Genomic DNA, 23776 nt, shown 5'->3' with positions numbered 1-23776 from the left:
TGAGCGGGAGGTGATTCCAGTACACCGGCGGACGCGCGGGCGGAACATGGCCCGGAGTCTCGGAAACATGCGCGGTGCTCCAGTAGCGTCGGCGGCACCAATCGCGTGAAGGGAGTGCCGCCGGTGAAGTGGACCCTCGAGGTCGTCGTCGTCCCGGTGTCCGATATCGACCGGGCCAAGCGTTTCTACTCCGAAGGGGTCGGTTTCGACATCGACCACGACACCACCGGGCAGGCGCCGGACGGCGCCGCGATCCGGATCGTGCAGCTCACCCCGCCCGGGTCGGGGTGCTCGATCGTGATCGGCAGCGGGGCGGTGCCGGAGATGGTTCCCGGCTCGCTCAAGGGGCTGCAGCTGGTGGTGCCGGATGTTCGCGCGGCGCACGCCGAGCTGCTGGAGCGCGGGGTCGCGGTCTCCGACGTCCAGGTGATCGGGGCGAACCCGCGCGAGGTGCCGGACCCGCTGGACAATGTCGGTTTCTTCTTCTTCGACGACCCGGATGGCAACAGCTGGGCGGTGCAGCAGATCTCCGCCCGCGGCAGCGGCAGCTAAGACACCGCCCGCGGTCAGCGGTACTCGGCGAAGAATTCGGCGATCTCGGCGGCGGCGAGCTCCGGCGCGGCGTGGTGCAGGTAGTGGGTGGGCACGTCGTGCACCCGCCAGGAGACGATCGCGGTGTGGTCGCGCTCGGCGAAGCGCCGGATGCCGTGGAAGTCGCCGACCGAGCCGGAGAGCGCGAGCGGAACCGTGGTCGGCTCGGCCTGCCGCGGTGCCTTCGCGTTCTCGTAGTACTGCCGGATGGCCGAGCCCGCGTTGCCGGAGAACCAGTGCAGCGCGAGGTGCGTGAGCACGAATTCGTCGTCCAGGTCGGGGCCGAGCAGCTGGCTGTTCCAGCCGGCCAGCCCGGCGGGTGAGTCCACGATGGCGTGCGCGAGGGTCTGCGGCTGCTGCGCGTGCAGGGTGTTGAAGCTCATCTTGTTCTCCGCGAACCAGGTGAGCGTGGCGAGCGCGGCCTGCTCGTCCTCGGTGAGGTCGGCGAACTCGGCCGGGTCGCCGGAGGGGAACGAGAACACCTGCGACACGTGCACCCCCGACACCGGCGCGATCCGCCCCAGCTCCGGCGCGATCTGCGCGCCGTGGTCGTTGCCGACGACGCCGAAGCGGTCGTAGCCGAGCCGCTTCATGAGCTCGGCGAGTGCCCGGGCGGTGCGCTGGTCGTTCCAGCCGGTCGAGGTGGTCGGGCCGGAGAAGGCGTAGCCGGGGAGGGACGGGATCACCAGGTCGTAGCCGGCCGCGGTGAGCGGGCCCGCGACGGCGAGGAACTCGGCGAAGGTGCCGGGCCAGCCGTGCAGCAGGAGCAGCGGGAAAGCGGTGTCCCTCCGCGACCTCAGGTGCAGGAAGTGGATGTCCTGGCCGTCGATTTCGGTGCTGAACTGCGGGTGCTCGTTGAGCTTCGCCTCCAGTGCGCGCCAGTCCAGTCGCTGCCACTGCTCGACCAGGTGGCGGACGCGGTCGGTGCTCACGCCGTAGGAGTCGCCGACATCGGGGAGCTGGTCGGCCCAGCGGGTGCGGGCCAGGCGGGTGTGCAGGTCGTCCAGGTCGGCCTGGGGGATCTCGATGCGGAAGGGGCGGTTCATCGGGTGCCTCATCTCTGGAACGGAATGGTTTGTTCCGTTCACACATTAGCGGAACGGATCATTCCGTTCAAGTGGTAATCTCGAGGGCATGGTCGAATCGCTTCCCGGGCGCAAGGCACAGGCCGCGCGCAATGACGGGCTCATCCTCGATGCCGCGCGGGCGGTGTTCCTCGCCGATCCCGGTGCGCCGATCTCGGCGGTCGCCGAGCGGGCCGGGGTGGGGATCAGCGCGCTGTACCGGCGCTACCCGAGCAAGGAGGTGCTGCTGCGCACGCTCTGCTACGAGGGGCTGCGGAAGTACTGCGCGCTCGGTTCGGCCGCGCTCGAGGTGCCCGACGGGTGGGCCGGGCTGGTGCGGTTTCTCGAGTCCGTGGTCGAGGCGGATGTGCACTCGCTGACCGTGCGGCTGGCCGGCGCCTTCGCGCCGGACGAATCGATACTGCCGGATGTGCGGCGGGCCGGGGAGATCGCCACGTCGCTGGTGCGGCGGGCGCACGAGAGCGGGCGGCTGCGCGCCGACGTCGAAGCGTCCGACCTGAGTTTGGTGCTGGAGGCGTGCTCCGCCGTCACGGTGCCGGACCCGGCGCGGACGGTCGAGTTACGCAGGCGCACATTGGCTCTACTCATCGCCGGGATGGAAGCCGGTGGGCCCGAGTTGCCCGGGCCGCCGCCCGCGCCGGGGGAGTTCGCCGGGCGCTGGGAGTACCGCGGGAAGCGGTGAGTGCCTCAGCGGCGGCCGAGGAGGAGGGTCTGGGTGCTGCGGCCGAGGGGGCCCTTCTCGTCGAAGAGGGCGGATTCGGCGAGGCCGATGCCGTGCCGCTGCGGGAGCGTGACGGCGTCCAGGCAGACCCATTCGCCCGCCGGGTGGCGGTGCAGGGTGACGGTGAGGTCGGTGTTGATGAAGAGGTAGGCGTTCCAGTCGAGGACGGCGCTGACCCCGTTGCCGGAGTCGGCGGCGGCAAGGGCGCGCTCCAGCGGGCTCGGGGTGGTGCCCGCGACGATCGGGTATTTGAGCCGGATCCAGCACACCGCGGGGCCCGGCGTCGCGAACGACCCGCTGGCGAAGCGGTATTCGATGCCGGTGTGGAAGCCGACCGCCTGGGTCGAGGGGAAGGGCTCCGGCTCCGGCGCCTGCTCGGGGCCGGGCCGGGAGCCCGTCGGCAGGAACTCGGCGGGCACGTCCAGCTCCGGCTCGGCCAGCTTGAACCGCCAGGCATTCGCTCGCAGCACCGGCCCGCGCTCCGACTCCAGCGTGGCCTCCAGCAGCTCGACACTGCGCCCCGGCCGCACCAGCCGCGCCTTCGCGGTGAGCGGCGCCAGCGGCACCGGCCCGAGAATCTCCACCGCCACCCGCCCGATCTGGAACCCCGGCTTCGGCTCGCACCGCTCCAGCACGTGCCCGAGCAGGGCCGACGGCGGCCCCGCGTGCTGCGCGTCCGGGGACCACGGGCCGCGGGTCAGCTCGGTCGAGTGGTAGCGCTGCTCGTCGTCCGGATCGGGCAGGTAGAAGGCGTCGGTCACGGCATCGTCCTCTCGCTGGGCGTCACCGCAGATTCTGCCCCGGCCGAATCTGCGAGCGCGCGCAGCCCATCTCGACGTGCGCCCTAGGATGGCCCGATGCGCGAGGTGGGGAGATCGGGCGTTCTGCAGGAGGCGTATCGGCGGGCGAAAGGGCCGGTGGCCTACCTGGACGAGTCGTATCAAACGGCCGACCCGGTGGTGGCTCCGACCTCGACGTTCTACATCTTCACGGCGGTGATCGTGCAGCGTAAGGAGATGGCGGAGCTGCGGGATGGGCTGTCGAAGATCGCCGACGACACCTTCTGGCACACGACCGAGGCGCTGCAGCACTCCCGGGGTCGAGAAAGAGCCGGAGACATGCTGGAGTTTCTCGCCGAGGGGCCCGAGACCTGCATCATTGCCTACCAGGTGCCGGTCGAAGCGGCCGACAACGACGGGGAGGCGGCCCGACGGGCCTGTTACCGGAGCCTCGCCATTGCGCTCGCGGGCGGCTGCGAGAGTGGCTGGGACCCGGTCGAGCTGCTGGTCCTCGAGGAGCGCAATCAGCACAACTTTCGCAAGCGGGACGAGCTCAATCACCGGGAACTGGTCTCGGCCGGGCTGGTGCCGCGGCAGACCCGCCTCCTGCAGACCTCCCCGAGCGTGGAACGACTGCTGTGGCTGCCGGACCTGGTCGCGTCGGCCTACCGGCGGCGCATCACCCACCGGGACGGAACCCACCGGCTGTTCGACCTGATCGCGGATCGGGTGCACTTCGTCGACCCGCTCGCCTGACCCGGAAAGAGAGCAGCCCCCGGCTGCCGTAGCTACACCGAGGGCCAGACCAGCTGTCGGGGCTCGAAGCCCAGAGGACCGGTTCCTTGCTCGCAGCCGATACTACACGGAATCGGTCTTCGTTATTCCGCTACGCGTCGCGCAGCATCCGGAACACCTGACCCCCGACGAAATCGCCGAGATCCTCCGGTGTCCAGTCGGCGGTGCCCGCCATCAGCGTCTGCACCGCGCCCTCGCCCGCGGCCAACCACTGGTCGACCAGGACCGGCAGCTTGCGGTCGGCGGCGGTGGTGCCCCAGCCGAGCATGGAGCCGCGCAGCAGCGCGGTGCAGCGGTTCACCGCGAGCCGCCTGCCCCGGCCGAACTCCGCGGAGATCACCGGGTCGGGGGTCTCGGCGAGGAAGCGCCATGACTCCGGGCGCGCGGCGGTGAGCTGCAGCAGCGTGCGGAAGCTGGTGACCACGGCGGTCTCGTCCGCGCCGAGGTCGCGGCCGGGGAGCGTGGAGAGCAGGTCGTGGATCAGGTAGTTCTCCTCGCGGCGGCGCAGCGCGTCGATCAGCTGCACCCGGTCCGCGAAGCAGGCGTAGACGACCGGGCGGGTGACCCGCATCCGGTCCGCGATGGATGCCATGGTGACGGCGGAGAGCCCCTCGGAGACCGCGAGGGTGAGGGCGGTGTCGAGCACCTGTGGCCGCCTGCGCTGCGGGCCGAGATGCTGTGCCCGCTGCCGCGGCCGGACGGCCGACTCACTACCCATGGCCGGTAACCCTAGCAGCGTGAACCCGTCACGTGGCGGAACAAGACCAGATGGATGGTTTTACCGGAAAACGCTCCTACCAGCGTTGATCCGTCTCAGTCGGTGAACTCCACGATCACCGGGGCATGATCGCTCGCGCCCTTGCCCTTGCGCTCCTGCCGGTCGACCACCGCGTCGGTGACCCCGGCCGCGAGCGCGGGGGAGGCCAGCACGAAATCGATCCGCATGCCCTCCTTCCTGGCGAAGCGCAGCTGGGTGTAGTCCCAGTAGGTGTAGACGCCCGGCCCGGGCGCGAAGGGCCGCATGACATCGGTGTACCCGGCGCCGACGATCGCGGCGAAGGCGTCCCGCTCCGGCCGCGAGGTGTGCGTTTTGTTCTCGAAGTACTCCGGGGACCACACGTCGTCGTCGGTCGGCGCGATATTCCAGTCGCCGACCAGCGCGATCTTCGCCGCCGGGTCGGCGCTCAGCCACCGCTCGCCGGTGCGCCGCAGCGCGTCGAGCCACTCCAGCTTGTAGCGGTAGTGCGGGTCGTCCAGCGCGCGGCCGTTCGGCACGTACAGGCTCCACACCCGGACCCCGCCGCAGGTCGCGCCGAGCGCCCGCGACTCCACCACCGGCGCCCCGAGCAGCGACTCCCCGGCATCCCTGTCGAACCCCGGCTGCCCGGGGAAGGCCGCCTCGACGTCGGCGAGCCCGATCCGGGAGGCGATGGCGACCCCGTTCCACTGGTTCACGCCCAGGTGCGCGACCTCGTATCCGGCCTCGTCGAACCGCTCGAAGGGGAACTGGTCGTCCCGGCACTTGGTCTCCTGGATGGCGAGGACGTCGACGTCGTTGCGGTCCAAGAAGCCGATCACCCGGTCGATCCGGGAGCGAATGGAGTTGACGTTCCAGGTGGCGATCCGCACGGGTGACCTTTCAGTTGTGCCGCGGGGCGGCGTACCGGTAGCGGTGGTGCTCGACGAACCCCATCTCCCGGAAGAGCCCGAGCCCGTCCGGGTTGTCCGCGGCCACCTGCACGTAGGCGTACCCCGCCCCGCGCTCGCGACCCCAGCGCAGCAGCTCCGCGCAGACCAGCGCGCCGAGGCCGTGCCGCCGGTGCTCGGTGGCGACCGCGACGCAGGAGAGCCCCACCCACACCCGCCCGTCCGGCGCGGTCGTGACGGCGCCGCGGGCCACCGCGATCGGCTGCGGGACGCCGAGCACGGCGAACCCGAGCGAACCGTCCCGGACGGCGTTGAGCACGTCCGGCGCGGGCCGCGGCGGCGGGGGAACGACCGGGTCCGGGATGCCGCCGCGGTACCGGTACAGCTCCAGCCAGGCCTGCGAGGGCGCGGGCGAGACCCGCACCATGGACGGCCCCTGCGGCAACACCATGGTCTCGATATCGATGCCGAGCACGACCGTCTCGTTCCAGGTGTGCCAGCCGGGCGGGGTCGCGGCCAGCCGGTCCGGCAGGCAGAGCTGCACCGGGAGGCCGTGCTCGGTGTACCAGGCGCCGATCCGGTAGAGCGTGTCCCGGCCGACGATCGCCGGACCGCTCGAATCACCGAGCGGCAGCGCGGAATTGGCGCGGTGCGTGTAGCCGTGGCCCGCGCGCAGCAGCCAGCCGTCCAGCCAGGTCTGCTGCACTCCCGGCCAGCCCGCCGCGCCCGCGTACTCCAGCGCCCTGATCTCCGAGGTGCGGATGGGCCGGGACGGAATCACCCGCAGCGCGACCACCTTGTCCGGCGCCACCTCGACCAGCGCGCCGTCCGCGGTGCGCACGGTCGGTGGCTCGACCGAGACCAGCTCGCCGAGCACGTCGGTGAGCGGCTGCGGGTACCCCTCGGGCAACCGGTACCGCATGACCACCCGGTCGCCGACGGCGGGCAGCCGCTCGGCCGTCGGCGGCTCGATGCTCATCAGTCGTGCCCGAACGGGTCGGGCACGGTACCCGGGAGCCAGCTCAGCCCCGGTGTGCCCCAGCCGTTCCGCTTGATCGCCTTCTTCGCGGCCCTGGCGTGCCTGCCGACCAGCACGTCCACGTAGAGGAAGCCGTCCAGGTGGCCGACCTCGTGCTGCAGCATCCTGGCGAAGAAGCCGGTGCCCTCCAGCTCGACCGGCTCGCCCTTCTCGTCGGTGCCGGTGACCTTCGCCCAGTCGGCGCGGCCGGTGGGGTACTGCTCGCCGGGGACGGAGAGGCAGCCCTCGTCGTCATCGTCCGGATCGGGCATGGTCTCGGGCAGCGCGGAGGTCTCCAGGATCGGGTTCACCACGGCGCCCCTGCGCCGCACGGTCGTGCCGTCGGCGGTCAGGTCCGGGCAGTCGTAGACGAAGAGCCGCTTGGCGACGCCGACCTGGTTGGCCGCGAGCCCGACGCCGTTCGCGGCGTCCAGGGTCTCGTACATGTCGGCGATCAGCGGCGCCAGCTCCTCCGGCGGCTCGGTGACCTTTTCGGTCGGGTTGTGCAGCACCGGGTCGCCGACGATCACGATCGGGAGGATTGCCATGCGGCAATTATTGCGGTTACCGGAAGGTAGAGAACACGCCGGGTGCTCGGCCGGAATCCGTCCGCACCCCGTGGTTCAATGATCCGGTCGGACCAGCACGTGGTGGGAACTCGGCCGAGGGAGCGAGATGGACGGCGCAGCTGCTCGGAATCCATCCGGCACCCCGGATGATGCCGACGAGCCGGTGCTGGAGGACGCGAGCGGCCTCTCCCGGCGCGATCAGGAGATCCTCGCCTTCGAGCGCCAGTGGTGGAAGTACGCGGGTGCCAAGGAGGAGGCGATCCGCGAACTGTTCGGTATGTCCCCCACCCGCTACTACCAGGTGCTGAACGCCGTCGTCGACCGGCCGGAGGCGCTCGCCGCCGACCCGATGCTGGTGAAGCGGCTGCGCAGGCTGCGCGCGAGCAGGCAGAAGGCAAGGGCCGCGCGGCGCCTCGGTTTTCAGGTCTGAGCCCGCAGTGCCGCGTGTCGGCGGCACCGGCCTCGAACGCCGGTCGGAGCGACTAGGGTCGAGCGGGTGAGCAACCCGAATCCCACCTCCGGCGGTCCGCCGCTGCGCGCGCTGGCGATGGTGTTGATCGCGCTGGCCATCGTGTTCGCCGGGCTGGGTGCGATGTCGCTGTCGGACTCCGATTCCAGCGCGGACGCTCCCGGCGCGGAGACGAGCACCGCCGCTCCGACGACCACCGCCCCCCGCGCGACGACGAGCGCCGCGGCGGCCACCAGCACCACCTCGACGGTGCCGGAGACCCCGACCGCGGTCGAGACCACCACCGCCGCGCCCCCGCCGCCTCCGCCCCCGCCCACCGCGCCGTCGGTGAACCGCGCGGTGCCGGTGCGGGTGCTGAACAACAGCCTGGTGGCCGGGCTGGCCGGGCGCACCGCGAGCGAGCTGGGCGCGAACGGCTGGAGCAATGTCGGGACCGGCAACTACGCGGGCGGCACGCTCCCCAAAACCACCGTCTTCTACGGCGATTCCCCCGCCGAGCAGGCGGCCGCCGAGGCCATCGCCGCGGAGATCGGCGCGGTCGCCGAACCGCGCTTCGCCGGAATCTCGGGCTCCGAGCCGGGTGTGATCGTCATCGTCACGGGTAACTGAGCGGCATAGACGCGGGTCACCCTGTCTCGATCCGGCTGCTCTCGCCGGGCACGACCGGGTCAGGCCCGGAGGCGGGAGCGGAGCGTAGCCACGGAGGGCCCCCGGCCGTGCCGCATCAGAACCTGGCAAGATCGTGCTCGGCACGAACCCCGTCCACATCCGTGAAGGAGTCACTCCGATGGCCTCGTCCCCGTCCCGTCGCCCGTCCTGGCGGATCGTGACCCCGGTACTCGCGATCGCGGCGTTCGGCCTGGCCGGCTGCTCCAACAGCCAGGAGTCGACCGATGTCACGGGGACCACCCCGCCGGTCTTCACCGCCTCCCCCGCCCCCGCGGGCGAGTCCGCGCACGGCGGCGGCGGCGAGCACTCCGGTTCGGAGTCGGGCGCGAGCGCCGATCTGAAGGACGCGTCGGGCCAGGCGGTCGGCACCGTCAGCTTCGCCGAGGTCGGCGGGCACCTGCAGGTCACCGTCGAGGCGCGCGGGCTGCGCCCCGGCTTCCACGGGCTGCACATCCACTCGGTCGGCAAGTGCGAGGCGAACTCGGTGGCCCCCACCGGCGGCCCCGCGGGCGACTTCCTCTCAGCGGGCGGGCACCTCCAGGTCGGCAGCGCGAACAGCCACCCGGCCAGCGGCGATCTGACGTCGCTGCAGGTGCGCGGCGACGGCACCGCCTCGCTGGTCACCACCTCCGACACCGTCACGCTCGCCGACATCAAGGACAAGGCGATCGTGGTGCACGCCGACGCCGACAACTTCGGCAACATCCCGAACCGGTACCAGCGCGCCGACGGCGTCGCCGGGCCGGACGAGGCCACCCTCGCCACCGGTGACGCGGGGGGCCGCGTCGCCTGTGGCGTCGTCCACTAGGGGGAGCGGTATGCCCGGGGCTGATCGCAGGGGCAGCGGAACGAGTGTCGAGTTCCACGGTTCGCCCCGGCCGACCATCGGCATCGAGTGGGAGATCGCGCTGGTCGACAAGGTGACCCGCGATCTCTCCAACACCGCCGCCGCGGTCTTCGACGAGGTCGGCGAGGTGCTCGCGCACGACGGCACCCCGCAGCTCTCGAAGGAGTTGCTGCGCAACACCGTCGAGCTGGTCACCGGGGTGCACGACACCGTCGGCGCCGCGCTGGACGACCTCACCGGCACCATGAACCTGCTGCGCCGGGCCGCCGACCCGCTCGGGGTCGACCTGTTCTGCGCGGGCACGCACCCGTTCGCGCAGTGGTCGGCGCAGCAGCTCACCCGCTCCGAGCACTACGACGAGCTGATCGAGCGTACCCAGTGGTGGGGCAGGCAGATGCTCATCTGGGGCGTGCACGTGCACGTGGGAGTGTCGCACCGGGAGAAGGTCTTCCCGATCCTGAACGCGATGCTTCCCTCCTACCCGCACCTGCTCGCGCTCTCCGCCTCCTCGCCCATGTGGTCCGGCTCGGACACCGGCTATGCCTCGAACCGGGCCCTCATGTTCCAGCAGCTGCCCACCGCCGGGCTGCCGTTCCAGTTCGAGAAGTGGTCGCAGTTCGAGGGGTTCGTGCACGACCAGTTCAAGACCGGGGTCTTCGAGCAGCTCGGCGGCATGCACTGGGACATCAGGCCGGCGCCGAAGTGGGGCACGATCGAGGTGCGGATCTGCGACGGCGTCTCCACCCACCGGGAGCTCGGCGCGCTGGCCGCGTTCATCCACTGCCTGATCGTCGACCTGGACGATCGGGTCGAGGCCGGTGAGACGCTGCCCACACTGCCGGTATGGCATGTGCAGGAGAACAAGTGGCGCGCGGCCAGGTACGGGCTGGACGCCATCGTCATCACCGACTCGGACAGCAACGAGCGGCTGGTCACCGACGACCTGGACGACCTGCTGAACCGGCTGGAGCCGACCGCCGCGAAGCTCGGCTGCGCCGACGAGCTGCGCGCGGTGGCCGAGATCCCGCGCGGCGGCGCCAACTACCAGCGGCAACGCCGGGTGGCGGCGGCCAGCCAGGGCGATCTGATCGCGGTGGTGGATTCGCTGGTGCGCGAGCTGAATCCCTGACGGAGACCTCCCGTTCAAGCACCGGGGACGGTGCTGTTCACACGCCGTTTACTATGGGCGGATGCTTGTGGAGGACCCTGTCCGGCGCAGCCGCCGGGCGCAGCTCTCGATCGTGCTCGTCGCGGCGGTCGGCCTGCTGCTGGCGGGGCTCCAGGCGGTAGCGCTGTGGCAGGGCTTCGAGGGGCCGCTGACCAGCCTCTGGAAAGACTTCGCCGGCACCCCGAAGTCGATGACGGTGCCCTGGGCCGGGCTGGTGCTCGCCCTGGTCGGGCTGCGCGTGCGGGACCGGTTCGTCGCGGCGGGCGCGGCGGTCGGCATCGATCTGATCGGCGCGGGCGCGCGGCTGCTCGCCGGTGACCCGCCGACCGTCGGCAACGGGCCGGTCTGGGTGCTCGCCGGGATCACCGTGCTCGCGCTGTGGCGCTGGAGCGGGCTGCGGCGCCGGACCGCGCTGCACGCGGTCGCGCTCGGCGCGCTGCTCATCCTGGCCACCAAGGTCGGCGACGTCTGGCTGCACGTCACCATCCTCGCGCACCCCGGGGTGCTCGACGAGTACGTCATGCTGGCCGACCACGCGCTCGGCGATCCGTCCTGGGTGGTCGGGCGGGTCGTCGAGGCGCTCGGGCCGGTGGTCTACGCGGTGCTGCACTGGGTCTACATCGAGCTGCCGCTGGCGGCGATCGTCGTCGCCGTGTGGCAGCTGCGCCGGGTGGTCTCGTCCGGGCGCTGGCCGGGGCACTACCTGGTGCGCACCTTCCTGGTGCTCGGGCTGGCCGGGCCGGTGGTGTACCTGATCTTCCCCGTGGTCGGGCCGATGTTCGCCTTCGGCGCGGACGGGAACGGGCTGCAGGTGGGGAACTACTGGCCGCAGTTCGTTCCGCCGATCGACCGCAGCCCGGGCGTGCTCCCGTTCGACCGGGTGACGCCGCGCAACTGCATGCCGTCCATGCACACGGCCTGGGCGCTCGCCGTCTTCCTGCACACCAGGCGGGGTATGGACGGCTCGCCCGCGCCGCGCTGGCTGCGCTGGGGCGGCACCTTCTGGCTCTGCGCGACGCTCACCGCGACGCTCGGCTTCGGGTACCACTACGGGGTCGACCTGGTCGCGGGCGCCGTGCTCTGCCTCGCCGTCGAGTCGGCGCTGCGCGATCCCGAGCGCGGGTACGGGTGGTTCCGCTGGCGCCTCGTGCTCTTCGGCGCCGCCGTCCTGCTGACGCTGCTGCTCGCCTACCGCTTCCTCGCGGTGCCGATGGCGGAGTACCCGGTCTTCGCCGGGACGGCGATCCTCGCCCTGCTCGCCGCCGTTGCCGCGGCGTTCCACGCGACCTGGTTCGCCGCGCCGAAGTCCGTCGTCCCCGAGCCCGCCATCCCCGAGCCCGCCCGCTGATCAGGCCCGCGAGCGGTCGCGCCTCCGGCCGGGCCGGAACTACTACATTTCTTCGTCGCCGAGCTCGTTGATCTGGAGCAACCCGTCCCGGTAGCGCTGCTCCCGGTAGGCGGTGCGCCCGATGAGGTGCGCGATCACCGGTGCGGTGAGCAGCACGAACAGCATCATCAGCACGAGCATCCAGGCGTTCACGTCACCGCGCACCTGGATGGCGGCGCCGAGCAGCACCAGCACCAGCCCGACCACCTGCGGCTTGGTCGCGGCGTGCATCCGGGCGAGGGTGTCCCGGAAGCGGACCAGCGCGATGGCCGCGGTCAGCGCCAGCGTGGAGCCGAAGAGGATGAGGACCGCGGAGACCCACTCCAGCGCGCTCACCGGTCGTCCCTGACCCGGAAGCGGGAGACCGCGGCCGACCCGAGGAACCCGACCAGCGCCAGCGCGACGATGGCGGGCACCACCGAGGTCTCCTTGCTCCAGGCCGCGTAGACCGCGAGCGCGGCCGCCGCGATGGCGGTGAGCGAGTCGAGCCCGACCACCCGGTCCAGCGTGCTCGGCCCGGTCAGCACCCGGAACAGCGTGAGCAGCGCGGCCACCGAGAGCAGCACCGCGGCGATACCGGCGACGACGGTCATGATTTCGCCTCCTCGGCGGAAGTTTCCGGCTCGGGCCGCCGCTCGAAGGACGAGACGAGCAGCCGCTCCAGCCTGCGGGTGGTGCGGTAGAACTGCTCGACCGCGGCCTCGCTCCCCACGTCCAGCACGTGCACGTAGACCACCCGGCGGTCCCGGTCGATCTCGAGCACCATGGTCCCCGGGATCAGGTTGAGCAGGTCGACGCAGAGCGCGAGCACCAGCTCGGACTGGATGTCCAGCCGCACCCGCAGCACCCCGGAGACCGGCTGCGACCCCGGCCGGATCCCGAGCCAGGCCACCTGCAGGCTGGAGTGCAGCGCGTAGTAGGTGCTCACCGCGACCAGCTCGGCGAAGGCGATCGGGTTGAACCGGCCGGTCACCGGCATGGCCGGCAGCGGGAGCACCACTACGATGACGATCCCGATCAGCAGCCCGGCGACCAGGTTGCCCAGCGTCAGCGTGCCCCAGAGCAGCGTGTAGACGAGCGCGAGCCAGAGCACGACGCCGACCCGGCCGAGGTTCTCCCGGCTCACCGGTACGCCTCCGGGTCGTCGCCGAGCACCGCGCTGACGTAGACGCCTGGGTTGTCCAGCTCGGCGGCGGCCCGGTCGGTGATGTCGAGGATCGGCCCGGCCAGCACGGTCAGCGCGAAGCCGACGAGGACCAGCGCCGCGGTCGCGCCGACCATGAGCGCGGGCATCCGGCCGGGGTCGGTGCGTTCGTCGTAGAGCACGTCGGTGGTCTCCTCCACCAGGTTCGCGGGGCGGGCCATCGCCAGGTGCCCCTCCGGCGCCTCGGAGCGCGGCCGCCAGAACGCCTTGCTCCAGACCAGCGCCACCACGTACAGCGTCAGCAGGCTGGTGGTCACCGCGCCGGCCACCAGGACCCAGGCCAGCCAGCCGCCGTCCGCGGCGCCCGCCTGCAGCAGCGCGACCTTCCCGATGAACCCCGAGAACGGCGGGATCCCGCCGAGGTTCAGCGCCGGGATCAGGAACAGCAACCCCAGCAGCGGGCTCGCTCCGGCGAGCCCGCCGAGCCTGCGCAGCGAGACCGACCCGGCCTGCCGCTCGATCAGCCCGACCACGAGGAAGAGCGCGGTCTGCACGAGGATGTGGTGCGCCACGTAGTACACCGCGCCGCCGAGCCCGGCCTCGCTGGCCAGCCCGATCCCGAAGAGCATGTAGCCGATATGGCTGACCAGGGTGAACGAGAGCAGCCGCCGGATGTCGCTCTGCGCGATGGCGCCGAAGATGCCGACCAGCATGGTCAGCAACCCGGCCACGAGCAGCAGGGTGTCGAAGCCGCTCTCCGGGAAGAAGAGCGCGTGCGTCCGGATGATGGCGTAGACACCGACCTTGGTGAGCAGTCCGGCGAAGACCGCGGTGACCGGCGCAGGCGCGGTCGGGTAGGAGTCCGGGAGCCAGTTGGAGAGCGGGAAGATCGCCGCCTTGATGCCGAACGCCACCAGCAGCATCGCGTACACCGCGTTGCGCACGCCCTCCGGCGCCGCCCCGATCCGCAGCGCCAGCTGGGCCAGGTTCAGCGTCCCGGTCGCCGCATAGGCCAGCGCGATGCCGACCAGGAAGATCAGCGAGCTGAGCATGGAGACCATGACGTAGGCGACGCCGGCGCGCACCCGCTCGGCGGTCGCGCCGACGGTGAGCAGCACGAAGGAGGCGGCGAGCAGGATCTCGAAGCCGACGAACAGGTTGAACAGGTCACCGGCGAGGAAGGTGGTGCCGACGCCCGCGGTCAGCACCAGGTAGGTGGGGCGGTAGATCGAGGTGGGCTGGCGCTCGTCGCCGTCCCTGATGTTCTGGCCCGCGCCGTAGACGGAGACGACGAGCAGCACGATCGAGGAGACCAGCATCATCACCGCGGAGAGCCGGTCCACCACCAGCGTGATGCCGATCGGGACGTCCCAGCCGCCCACCTGGACGGCGGTGGTGCCGTCGCGGTCGGCCAGGTAGAGCAGCGCCGCGCAGACGGCGACCACCGCGCTCAGCGCGATCAGCGTGACCAGGCTCTGCAGCCGCGGCCTGCGGCCGAAGATCAGCGTGATGGCGGCGGCGATCAGCGGGATGAGGACCGGAAGGGGAGCCAGTATGGACAGCAGGCTGGAATCTGGGCTCAATCCTCCGGGTCCTCTCGCTCGCGCCGCCCCGCGACGTCGGCGTCCTCGGGGTCGTCGGGCACGTCGTCGGTGGTGGTGAGCATCCGCGCGCGGTAGGCGAGGGCGAGCACGAAGGCGGTGAGCCCCATGGTGATGACGATGGCGGTGAGCACCATGGCCTGGGCCAGCGGGTCGGCCATGTCCTGGTCGGCCGCCTCCGCGTTGCGCAGCGGCGGGTTTCCGTCCGGGCCGCCGACGGTGAGGATCAGCAGGTTCACCGCGTTGCCGAAGAGGATCATGCCGAGCAGCATCTTGGAGACCGCGCGCTCCAGGATCAGGTAGACGCCGCAGGCCACCAGCACGCCGATGACGACGAGCAGGGTGAGGTTGGCGGTCACGCGTAGCCTCCCTTCGCGCCGACCGGCGTGTCCGTGTCGAGCTCGCTGTCCAGGCGCGCGCCGAGCGAGCGCAGCACGTCGAGGACCAGCCCGACCACGATCAGGTAGACGCCGAGGTCGAAGAAGAGCGCCGTCACCAGCTTGATCTCGCCGAAGAGCGGCAGCGTCACCTCGATGATCGCCGAGGAGAGCGGCGGCGCCCCGACCAGCAGCGAGGCCGCCGCGGTGCCGGCCGCGAGGATGAGCCCGGCGCCGAGCATGTGCCCGGCGTCCACCGGGAGCGCCTCGCCCAGCTCGTAGCGGCCACCCGCCAGGTAGCGCAGGGTGAGCGCGAGCCCGGCGGTGAGCCCGCCCGCGAAGCCGCCGCCCGGCGCGTTGTGCCCGGAGAAGAAGAAGTAGACCGAGAGCACCATGATCGTCGGGAACACCAGCCTGGTCGCGATCTGCAGGATCATCGACCGGTTCTCCCTGGAGATGAGGCGGCCCGCGGAGAGCCAGCCCACCCGGTCCGGGTCGTAGTCGGGGGCGTCCGCCGCGCGCGGGGCGCTGCCGAACCGGCGCACCCGGAAGACCAGCGATGCCACCCCGGTCGCGGCGACGACCAGCACCGAGATCTCGCCCAGGGTGTCCCAGGCGCGGATATCGACGAGCAGCACGTTCACCGCGTTCTTGCCGCCGCCGAGGGTGTAGGCGGCCTCCGGGATGAGCTGCCAGATCGGCGTCGCGCTGCGTGCCGCGACGGCCACCGCGCCGAGTACAGCGACCACCGAGCCGACCGCGATGCCGAGCACCGCCCTGCTGCCCTTCGAGGCGGCCAGCCTGCTCTCCTCGATCTCCGCCGGGAAGGCCCGGAGCACCAGCACGAACACCACCAGCAGCAGCGTCTCCACCAGGAACTGGGTGAGCGCGAGGTCGGGGGCGCCGTGCAGCGCGAAGATGACGCCGCAGCCGTAGCCGGTGACGCCGACGACGAGCACCGCGGCCAGCCGGTTCCGCGCCACCGTCGCCGCCAGCGCGGAGGCGATCATGACCAGCGCGATCACCAGCTGCATCGGGGTGTCCCAGAGCCGCATCCGGAATTCGCTCGGCCCGGCGATGGCCAGCGCGATCGCGGGCAGCAGCGTCATGGTGCCGAGGATGGTGGCCTGGTTCAGCGGCAGCGAGCCGCGCTGGGTCGCGGCGGTCATCCGCAGCGAGAGCCGGTCCATCTGCTTGAGCGTGGCGTCGTAGACCCGGTCGGCATTGCCGAGCCGCGGGTGCGCCGACTCGTGGATCCGGCCCCGCACCGCGAAGACCGCGAGCCCGCCCGCCACCACGACCACGGTGAGCAGCAGCGGCAGCGTGAAGCCGTGCCAGAGCGCCAGGTGCTCGGGGGCGGGGCCGGGCAGCGTGCGGGCGTAGGGCGCGAGCAGCGTGTCGACCCAGGGCGCGGCGAGCCCGGCGGCGAGCCCGGCCAGCGCGAGCAGCACCGGTGGAGCGAGGAAGGCGGGATCCGGGCCGTGCCAGCGCTTCAGGGGCTCGACGCCGTCCTTGTCGGCGAAGGCGCCCCAGACGAACCGGGCGCTGTAGGCCACGGTCAGCATCGAGCCGACCACGAAGACCGCCAGCAGCGCCACCCGCACCGGCCCGGCCAGCACCTCCGCGTGCTGCGCGGCGGCCAGCGCGCTCTCCTTGCCGACGAAGCCGAGCAGCGGCGGGATGCCCGCCATGCTCAGCGCGGCCAGCGCGGCCGCGCCGAAGAGCACCGGCTCGCGGCGGCCGAGCCCGGAGAGGCTGCCCAGCTCGCGGGTGCCCGCGCCGTGGTCGACGATGCCGACCACCATGAACAGGCAGGCCTTGAACAGCGCGTGCGCCACCACCATGGCGATGCCTGCCAGCGCGGCCTCCGGGGTGCCGATGCCGACCAGCATGACCAGGAAGCCGAGCTGGCTCACGGTGCCGAAGGCGAGCACCAGCTTGAGGTCGGTCACCTGCAGCGCGCGCCAGCCCGCCAGCACCATCGAGACCGCGCCGAGCGTCAGCACCAGCGGGTGCCAGACCGGCGACTCGGCGAAGGCGGGCGCGAGCCGCGCGATCAGGTAGACGCCCGCCTTCACCATGGCGGCCGCGTGCAGGTAGGCGCTCACCGGGGTCGGGGCGGCCATGGCGCCGGGGAGCCAGAAGTGCAGCGGCACGATGGCGGACTTGCTCAGCGCGCCGACCAGGATCAGCCCGACCGCGACGCTCGCCGCCACCCCGCTCGGCGCCCCGCCGTCCAGCAGGTCGGAGAGCAGGAAGCTGCCGGAGAGGTGGCCGAGCAGCACGATGCCGGTGAGCATGGTGAGCCCGCCCGCGCCGGTGACGAGCAGCGCCTGGATGGCCGCGCGCCTGCTCGCCGCCCGGTCCGCGTTGTGCCCGACCAGGAGGAACGACAGCACCGTCGTGATCTCCCAGAAGACGTAGAGCAGCAGCATGTTGTCGCTGGTCACGACGCCGAACATGGCGCCGGAGAAGCCGACGAGCTGGGCCGCGAAGGCGCCGAGCCGCGGTTCGTCGTCGTCGAAGTAGCGGGCGCAGTAGCAGAGGATGAGGGTGCCGATACCGAGCACCAGCACCGCCATCACGGCGGCGAGCGAATCGAATCGCAGGTCGATGTTCATCCCGATCGCGGGGGCCCACGCCACGCTGACCACCTGGGTGGTGCCCCAGTGGGCCACCACCCAGCCGAGGCAGGCGAGCGGGACCGCCGCGAGCGGATAGAAGGCTTTTCGACCCGCGATCCGGACGCACAGCGGGGCCACCACGGCGGCGAGGGCATGTGCGAGCAGGATTACGAGCAAACTACGCTCCGTCGTCTCGGGCGGGCGGTCGTCCGGGTCGATCCTACTTGGGCGGGTGGCCAGGACCGTTGCCGGTGCTGGGCGGAGCGGCGTTCGTCACTCCACCGGTCCTCCGGCAAGCTCCGGGCACACTCCGCGTCAGCCGCGGTTCTCCGCGTACCGGCGCAGCGCCTCCACCTGCTCCGGGTCGAGCGAGGGGCGCACCGCGGCGCGCGCGGCGGCGATGTCGGCGGCGGACACGTCGGCGGCGTCGATGTCCCGGCGCATGGCGGTGAGCGCGGCCTCGCGCAGCAGCGCGGCGCAGTCGGCGGCGGAGTAGCCGTCCAGCTCCTTCGCCAGCGCGGCCAGGTCGACGTCGGCGGCCAACGGCACTGGGCGGCCCGCGGTGCGCAGGATCGCCACCCGCGCCTCGGCGTCCGGCGGCGGGACGAAGACCAGCCGCTCCAGCCGCCCGGGGCGGAGCAGCGCGGGGTCGATCAGCTCCGGGCGGTTGGTGGCGCCGAGCACGACGACGTCGCGCAGCGGCTCGACCCCGTCGAGCTCGGTGAGCAGCGCGGCGACCACCCGGTCGCCGACCCCGGAGTCGCCGCTCTGGCCGCGGCGCGGGGCCAGCGCGTCCACCTCGTCCAGGAAGATCAGCGACGGCGCGGAGTCCCTGGCCCGCTGGAAGAGCTCGCGTACCGCGCGCTCCGACGCGCCGACCCACTTGTCCATCAGCTCGGCGCCCTTCACGGCGTGCACGCTGAGCTGCCCCGTGCTGGCGAGAGCGCGGACCAGGAAGGTCTTGCCGCAGCCGGGCGGGCCGTAGAGCAGCACGCCGCGCGGTGGCTCGATGCCGAGCCGGGCGAAGGAGTCGGGGTGGCGCAGCGGCCAGAGCACGGCCTCGGTGAGTGCCTGCTTGGTCTGCACCATGTCGCCGACGTCGTCCAGGCCGAGGCTGCCGATCGCCAGTTCCTCGCTACCGGAGCGGGAGAGTGGGCGGATCACCTCGAGCGCGCCTGCCAGGTCGGCCTGCAGCAGCCGCGGGTCGGTGTGTTCGCGGCCGGTGCGGGAGGCGGCGCGCAGCGCGGCCTCGCGGCAGAGCGCGGCCAGGTCGGAGACGACGAAACCGGGGGTGCGGGCGGCGATCTCGGCCAGCTGGAGCTCGCCGGTCGGCACCGCGCGGAGCAGGAAGTCGAGCAGCGCCTCGCGGACCGCGGCGGTGGGCAGCGGGAGCGCGATCTCGCGGTCGCAGAGGTCGGGGGCGCGCAGCCTGGCGTCGATCTCGCCCGGGTGCGCGGTGGTGGCGAGGAAGGCGACGCACGGGGTGGCGACGGCGGCGCGGAGCTGGTCCAGGATCAGCGTGGCGACCGGTTCGGCTGCGCTCGGTAGGAGTGCGTCGATATCGGTGACCAGCAGGATGCCGCCCTGCCCCGAGCTCACCTCGGCTACGGCGGTGGCCACCGTGCGCAGCCGGGTGCCGCTCTCCGTCGCGCCGACCGAGGGGCCGTCCAGCTCCGTGACCCGGCGCGGGGCGGCGACCGCCCTGGCCAGCGTGGCCTTCCCGACCCCGTGCGGGCCGGTGATCAGCACCCCGAGGTGCGGGGAGGCGCCAAGGGTGCGCAGCAGTTCCGGCTCGTCGATGGCGAGCGCGAGCCACTCGCCGAGTTTGGCGGACTGGCCCTGGACGCCGATCAGGTCGGCTGCGGCGGGGGCGGGTCTGCCCCTGGTCACCGTGGCGGGCAGCGGAATCCGGTCACCCCCGGCCGCAGTCGACATAGACTCCGGCCCGCCCGGCTGCGCCCCCGTCCCGAAGTTGCCGAGCTGTGGCCCTGTCCCGAAGTCGCTGGGCTGGGACCCTGTCCCGAAGTCGCTGGGCTGGGACCCTGTCCCGAAGTCGCCGGGCTGGGACCCCGTCCCGAAGTCGCCGGGCTGGGACCCCGTCCCGAAGTCGGCGGGCTGTGAGCTCGGCCCCGATCCGCTCGGCCGAGATCCCGCCGCCTCCGTCCCGGGGACGCCCGGTCGCAGCTCCGCGCCGGGCTCGCCCGGAAGGGCCGAGGTCACGACGCCCGGACCCCAGTCGACGGCCGAGTTGGGCTGCACGCTGACCGGGCCGGCCGGTTCGGTGCCGGTGACGGTGAGCAGCTCGGTGGTCCAGGCGATGCCGAAGGTCCTGGAGAGCGCCTGGGTGGTGGCGGCCGAGCTGATGTCGGGGCCGAGGTCGCGGGGGAGCAGCGAAACGGCGTCGCCCACCGTCACCACCTTGCCGAGCAGCGCCTGGCGCAGCGTGTTCGCCGGGATCGAGCGGGTGGCGTGCAGCGAGCCGCTGACCCGGATCTGCTTGGCCCCGAACACCGTCGCGGGCGCGATCACCACGGTGGCGTCCTCGCGCAGCCCCGCGTTGGAGAGCGTGACGTCGTCCAGCAGCGCGACTCCGGCCGGGGTGCCCGCCGGGGCCAGCCCGGCCACCGCCGCGGTGCGCCGGGAGCCGGTCAGCGCGATCCCGTCCCACTCCCGCAGCCCGAGCGCGGCGAGTGCCTCCGGATGCAGCCGAACCACCCCCCGCCTGGCATCGGCCGCGGAGGGGTTGAGACGGGCGGTCAGCGCAAGTTCGGCCACCGCCCCATTCTTACCCGCTGCGCGGGCATGGGCGCCGTGGCGAGGCGCCTGTCGGCGGCGAGCAGCCGCGCAGGCACGCGCTCGTGGGCGAGACGCTGCGCGCCGACGGCACCCGGGGGGTCCCTACTCGGCGACGAGCCCGGCGGCGGTCGCCACCGGCTCGTCGGCGACGCTGGGCGCGAGGCAGACCAGCTTCGCGGTGCCGAGCGCGACATTCGGGCTGCCGGTGAACGGGCTGTCCGGGTTCGCGGCGAGGATCAGCTCGATCACCGCCTTCTCCTGCTCGGTGTCGAGTTTTCGGAACTCGGCGCAGGTGATGTCGGCGCCCGACCCGCTCGGCGCCGCGGCGGGCGTCGTGCTCGGGGCCTCGCCGGGCGCGGCCGTCGCACTGCTCGGCGCGGCGCTGCTGGGCGCACCGGCCGTGGTGGTGCCGGCGGCGGCGCCGGTGCTCCCCTTGCGCAGCCCGTTGGCGTCGGTCGATTCATCCGATCCGCAACCGCTGACGACCAGGGCGAGCACACCGGCGGCGAGCACGGCGGCGGAGAGTCGCTGCATGATGGATCCCCCGTGGGTCGTTCGCGGCACCGGCGGCTCCGGCGCGTCGGCAGCACTGTACCGGGTGCCGCTCAGGCCGTCTGCTCGGCGGCCGCGGCCAGTGCGTCGACCACGCCGGGGATCCGGTCGGTCAGCTCGGCCAGGTCGGGCACCAGCTCCCGGCAGGCGATCACCCCGAAGTCGAGTTTGCCGTCGTAGGAGAGCGCGGTGATGTTCAGCCCGGAGCCGTGGAAGATCGGGCCGAAGGGGTACGAGCTGAGCAGCCGCACCCCGAGGAAGTACAGCGGCAGCGGCGGCCCGGCGACGTTGGAGACCACCAGGTTGTGCACCACCGGGTGGCGCTCCGCGAGCTCGAGCGAGGAGTACAGCCGCATGGCGACCCGGAAGGTGTTCGGCGGCGCGTACTGCGTCCAGTCCTGTAGGAAGTCGGGGCCGATGAGCTCCTCGTGCTCCTCCTTGGCGGCCCGGTTCGCCTCCGCCACCCGCTTCAGCCGCTGCACGGGGTCGGCGATATCGGTGCCGAGCAGGCAGAAGATCGAGGAGACCTTGTTGATCCCCCTGGTATGCCGCGACGACTCGTGCACCGACACCGGGATGGTCGCGATCAGCGACTTCTCCTCCGGCAGCTCGCCACGCTCGGCCAGGTAGTCGCGGAGCGCGCCGCCGACCACCGCGAGCACCACGTCGTTGATCTTCACCCCGAAGGCGTTCTTGATCCGCTTCACCGTGGCCAGCTCGACCTCGGTGAAGGCCACCGCGCGGTGCGGGGTGATGGCCCCGTTGAACGGGGTGCGCGGCGCGGTCAGCGGCAGCGCCATGCCGGAGCGGTTCCCGACGCGCCTGCGCACCATCCCGGCCAGCCTGCCGACGGTCTTCGGCACCATCCGCAGCACCCCGGCGCGGGCCGGGAAGCGCAGCGCCGCCTCGGCGAGCAGCCGCAGGTCGCTCGGCTCCGGCTCGCGACCGAGCGGCGCGGCCTGCTCCTCGTTCCCGCGCTTGCCCGGCTCGGCATCGCACAGCGCCATCAGCAGCTCGGAGCCGGTGACGCCGTCCACCGCGGCGTGGTGGTACTTGAGGATCACCGCGACCTTGTCGCCCTCGACCCCCTCGACCACCCGCACCTGCCAGAGCGGGTGGTTGCGGTCCATCGGCGTGCCCGCGATGTCGCCGACCAGCTCGGCCAGCTCCGCGCGGCCGCCCGGCGCGGGCAGGCCGTAGCGCCGGACGTGGTAGTCCAGGTCGTAATCGCCCGCCTCCACCCAGTACGGATAGTCCAGCTCCAGCGGCACCGCCCGCAGCTTCCGGCGCATCTGCGGGACGAAGGCCAGCCTGCGCCCGAGCTCGGCCTTGAAGGTGGCGAACGAGTAGCCGCCGCCGTCCGCGGCGGGGTCGAGCATAAGGAGTGCGCACACGTGCAGGTGCTGCGTCCCGGTCTCCAGATACAGGAAGCTGGCATCGAGTCCGGTGAGGCGTTCCATGTCGGGAGTGTAGTGGAACCTGTTGCAGGTGAGGGGCTATTCGGCCGCGCTGGGGCGCTCCAGCGGGATGCGAACCGTGAACACCGTCGAGCCCGGCTCGGACTGCACCTCGATGTCGCCGTGGTGCTTGTTCACCACGATCCGGAAGCTGATGTCGAGGCCGAGCCCGGTGCCGTCGCCGACCGGTTTGGTGGTGAAGAACGGCTCGAAGATGCGGCGCCGGATGTCGGCCGGGATGCCGGGGCCGGTGTCGCCGATCGACACCGCGAGGCACTCGCCGTCCCGGTAGGTGCGGATGGTGAGCGTGCCGGAGCCGGCCATGGCGTAGACCGCGTTGTCGATCAGGTTGGTCCACACCTGGTTCAGCTCGGCCGCGTAGCACGGAATCGGCGGCAGCGTGCGGTCGTACTCCTTGACCAGCGCGATGCCATCGCCGAGCTTGCGGTTCAGCATCACCAGGGTGCTGTCGAGCAGCTCGTGCACGTCGACCACCTGGAACGGGGCCCGGTCCATCTGCGAGTACTGCTTGGCCGCGCCGACCAGGGTGGAGATCCGCGCGGTGGAGTCGGCGATCTCGTTCATCAGCAGCTCGGTCTCGATGGTGTAGTTCAGCCACCGGATCGCGCCCTCGAAGACCTGCTCGGTGCAGCCCTCGAGGGTGCCCGCCACCCGCTCCAGCCAGTCGATGTCGATGCCGGCCTGGACGAAGTTGGGCGCCAGGCTCCAGCCGTCGGCGATCTCGTGCTCCTCGAACCAGTCGCCGATGGCGTCCTCGCGGTCCGCGGCCTCCAGCGGGGTGAGCTCGGGCGCCTTCGCCACCAGCTCGGCCGCGTCCTCCTGCAGCCGGACCAGGGTGAGCAGCACCTCGGGGGTGAACTTGCCCTGCGCCATCATGCCGAGCTTGTGCCGCATCCCGGCGACCCGCTCGCGCAGCCCGGAGGTGGCGCGCACGGCGGCGGCGGCGGGGTTGTTCAGCTCGTGCGTGAGCCCGGCGGAGAGCGAGCCGAGCGCGAGCAGCCGCTCCCGCTCGGCCACCCGCTCGTGCTTGTCCCGGTTCCCGAAGAAGGCGCCCTCCAGCAGGTGCACCGCCATCGGGAACCACTCGCGCATCATGGCCGAGAAGGTCGCGGCGTCCAGCACGAAGAAGCGCGAGGGCCGGGTGAGGTACATGGTCGAGACGTAGCTCTGGTCCGCCCGGTCGCCCAGGTACGCGGTCCAGGCGCCGACGTAGGAGCCGCGGTGGTCGGTGCGGGTCAGCTCGATCTCGGTGCCCGCGGAGAGCTTGGTGAGCCGCAGCTCGCCGTCCATGAGCACGTAGAAGCAGGTGGCCGGCTCGCCCTCGCGGAAGGCGATGCCGGGCTCGAGCTGCTCGATCCGCCCGTCCCGGCACAGCCAGGCCAGCTGCTCGTCGTCCAGCCGCTCGAACAGGAAGAGCTCACGCAACTCCGCCGGATCGCAGACAAGCTCGCTCACGATG

At 72.1% G+C, this 23776-nt stretch carries 24 protein-coding genes; 8 read left to right on the top strand and 16 right to left on the bottom strand.

Features of this window, described 5'->3' with window-relative positions; genetic code table 11:
- Positions 1–123 precede the first annotated feature (123 nt).
- Positions 124–552, top strand: a complete 429-nt coding sequence (locus LTT61_RS16535) for a VOC family protein (protein ID WP_233020849.1) — start codon at positions 124–126, stop codon at positions 550–552.
- A gap of 14 nt (positions 553–566) precedes the next feature.
- On the opposite strand, the gene LTT61_RS16530 is transcribed toward LTT61_RS16535, so the two are convergent.
- Positions 567–1637 (bottom strand): epoxide hydrolase family protein, encoded by a 1071-nt coding sequence (locus LTT61_RS16530; RefSeq protein ID WP_233020848.1) that lies wholly within the window; start codon positions 1635–1637, stop codon positions 567–569.
- Positions 1638–1725: 88 nt separating this feature from the next.
- On the opposite strand from LTT61_RS16530, the gene LTT61_RS16525 reads away from it, so the two are divergent.
- A complete protein-coding gene (locus LTT61_RS16525) occupies positions 1726–2358 on the top strand; it encodes a TetR/AcrR family transcriptional regulator (protein ID WP_233020847.1) in 633 nt (210 codons plus the stop codon).
- A gap of 5 nt (positions 2359–2363) precedes the next feature.
- Here LTT61_RS16525 and LTT61_RS16520 read toward each other — a convergent pair whose 3' ends face one another.
- On the bottom strand, positions 2364–3158 hold the full coding sequence (locus LTT61_RS16520; protein WP_233020846.1) for a thioesterase family protein: 795 nt from the start codon (positions 3156–3158) through the stop codon (positions 2364–2366).
- Between the two features lie 96 nt (positions 3159–3254).
- On the opposite strand from LTT61_RS16520, the gene LTT61_RS16515 reads away from it, so the two are divergent.
- The gene (locus LTT61_RS16515) at positions 3255–3932 is read left to right on the top strand and encodes a hypothetical protein (RefSeq protein ID WP_233020845.1); all 678 of its coding nucleotides are present in this window, start codon (positions 3255–3257) and stop codon (positions 3930–3932) included.
- A 130-nt stretch (positions 3933–4062) separates the two neighbouring features.
- On the opposite strand, the gene LTT61_RS16510 is transcribed toward LTT61_RS16515, so the two are convergent.
- From LTT61_RS16510 to LTT61_RS16495, 4 genes are all read right to left on the bottom strand, one after another.
- Positions 4063–4689, bottom strand: coding sequence for a TetR/AcrR family transcriptional regulator (locus LTT61_RS16510; RefSeq protein WP_233020844.1), 627 nt, complete (start codon positions 4687–4689; stop codon positions 4063–4065).
- A 95-nt stretch (positions 4690–4784) separates the two neighbouring features.
- Entirely contained in the window at positions 4785–5600 is an 816-nt protein-coding gene (locus LTT61_RS16505) for an exodeoxyribonuclease III (protein ID WP_233020843.1), read from the bottom strand.
- A 10-nt stretch (positions 5601–5610) separates the two neighbouring features.
- On the bottom strand, positions 5611–6597 hold the full coding sequence (locus LTT61_RS16500; RefSeq protein ID WP_233020842.1) for a GNAT family N-acetyltransferase: 987 nt from the start codon (positions 6595–6597) through the stop codon (positions 5611–5613).
- Positions 6597–7184 (bottom strand): peptide deformylase, encoded by a 588-nt coding sequence (locus tag LTT61_RS16495; protein ID WP_233020841.1) that lies wholly within the window; start codon positions 7182–7184, stop codon positions 6597–6599. The genes LTT61_RS16500 and LTT61_RS16495 overlap by 1 nt, the downstream gene beginning before the upstream one ends.
- A 127-nt stretch (positions 7185–7311) precedes the next feature.
- Between LTT61_RS16495 and LTT61_RS16490 the strand changes: the two genes are divergently transcribed.
- From LTT61_RS16490 to LTT61_RS16470, 5 genes are all read left to right on the top strand, one after another.
- Positions 7312–7635 (top strand): DUF3263 domain-containing protein, encoded by a 324-nt coding sequence (locus tag LTT61_RS16490; RefSeq protein ID WP_233020840.1) that lies wholly within the window; start codon positions 7312–7314, stop codon positions 7633–7635.
- Between the two features lie 66 nt (positions 7636–7701).
- Complete coding sequence (locus LTT61_RS16485) at positions 7702–8283, top strand: LytR C-terminal domain-containing protein (RefSeq protein ID WP_233020839.1); 582 nt, start codon at positions 7702–7704, stop codon at positions 8281–8283.
- Between the two features lie 178 nt (positions 8284–8461).
- Positions 8462–9151 (top strand): superoxide dismutase[Cu-Zn], encoded by a 690-nt coding sequence (gene sodC / locus LTT61_RS16480; RefSeq protein ID WP_233020838.1) that lies wholly within the window; start codon positions 8462–8464, stop codon positions 9149–9151.
- A 10-nt stretch (positions 9152–9161) separates the two neighbouring features.
- Positions 9162–10319: a glutamate--cysteine ligase gene (locus LTT61_RS16475; protein ID WP_233020837.1), complete on the top strand. Its 1158-nt coding sequence runs from the start codon at positions 9162–9164 to the stop codon at positions 10317–10319.
- Positions 10320–10380: 61 nt separating this feature from the next.
- Positions 10381–11706 carry a phosphatase PAP2 family protein gene (locus tag LTT61_RS16470; RefSeq protein WP_233020836.1) on the top strand — a complete coding sequence of 442 codons (1326 nt, stop codon included), beginning with the start codon at positions 10381–10383 and terminating at the stop codon, positions 11704–11706.
- 42 nt (positions 11707–11748) lie between these two features.
- Here the strand turns inward: LTT61_RS16470 and mnhG are convergent, their stop codons facing one another.
- From mnhG to LTT61_RS16420, 10 genes are all read right to left on the bottom strand, one after another.
- Positions 11749–12081, bottom strand: coding sequence for a monovalent cation/H(+) antiporter subunit G (gene mnhG, locus LTT61_RS16465; protein ID WP_233020835.1), 333 nt, complete (start codon positions 12079–12081; stop codon positions 11749–11751).
- Entirely contained in the window at positions 12078–12338 is a 261-nt protein-coding gene (locus tag LTT61_RS16460) for a monovalent cation/H+ antiporter complex subunit F (protein WP_233020834.1), read from the bottom strand. Before LTT61_RS16460 ends, mnhG begins: the two co-directional genes overlap by 4 nt.
- A complete protein-coding gene (locus LTT61_RS16455) occupies positions 12335–12871 on the bottom strand; it encodes a Na+/H+ antiporter subunit E (RefSeq protein ID WP_233020833.1) in 537 nt (178 codons plus the stop codon). Before LTT61_RS16455 ends, LTT61_RS16460 begins: the two co-directional genes overlap by 4 nt.
- The gene (locus LTT61_RS16450; protein WP_233020832.1) at positions 12868–14472 is read right to left on the bottom strand and encodes a Na+/H+ antiporter subunit D; all 1605 of its coding nucleotides are present in this window, start codon (positions 14470–14472) and stop codon (positions 12868–12870) included. The genes LTT61_RS16455 and LTT61_RS16450 overlap by 4 nt, the downstream gene beginning before the upstream one ends.
- Positions 14469–14849 (bottom strand): Na(+)/H(+) antiporter subunit C, encoded by a 381-nt coding sequence (locus tag LTT61_RS16445; protein ID WP_233020831.1) that lies wholly within the window; start codon positions 14847–14849, stop codon positions 14469–14471. Before LTT61_RS16445 ends, LTT61_RS16450 begins: the two co-directional genes overlap by 4 nt.
- Complete coding sequence (locus tag LTT61_RS16440) at positions 14846–17668, bottom strand: Na+/H+ antiporter subunit A (protein ID WP_233020830.1); 2823 nt, start codon at positions 17666–17668, stop codon at positions 14846–14848. The genes LTT61_RS16445 and LTT61_RS16440 overlap by 4 nt, the downstream gene beginning before the upstream one ends.
- Before the next feature lie 138 nt (positions 17669–17806).
- Positions 17807–20266 carry an AAA family ATPase gene (locus tag LTT61_RS16435; RefSeq protein WP_233020829.1) on the bottom strand — a complete coding sequence of 820 codons (2460 nt, stop codon included), beginning with the start codon at positions 20264–20266 and terminating at the stop codon, positions 17807–17809.
- Between the two features lie 123 nt (positions 20267–20389).
- On the bottom strand, positions 20390–20821 hold the full coding sequence (locus LTT61_RS16430) for a hypothetical protein (RefSeq protein ID WP_233020828.1): 432 nt from the start codon (positions 20819–20821) through the stop codon (positions 20390–20392).
- Between the two features lie 71 nt (positions 20822–20892).
- On the bottom strand, positions 20893–22299 hold the full coding sequence (locus tag LTT61_RS16425) for a WS/DGAT/MGAT family O-acyltransferase (protein ID WP_233020827.1): 1407 nt from the start codon (positions 22297–22299) through the stop codon (positions 20893–20895).
- Positions 22300–22335: 36 nt separating this feature from the next.
- Positions 22336–23772: a sensor histidine kinase gene (locus LTT61_RS16420; protein WP_233020826.1), complete on the bottom strand. Its 1437-nt coding sequence runs from the start codon at positions 23770–23772 to the stop codon at positions 22336–22338.
- Positions 23773–23776 lie beyond the last annotated feature (4 nt).

The sequence above is a fragment of the Nocardia asteroides genome, from assembly GCF_021183625.1.
In the GTDB taxonomy this organism is placed as follows: Bacteria; Actinomycetota; Actinomycetes; order Mycobacteriales; family Mycobacteriaceae; genus Nocardia; species Nocardia asteroides_A.
The sequence above is the reverse complement of the archived record's forward strand: the minus strand, read 5'-3'. Positions and strand labels throughout refer to the sequence as shown.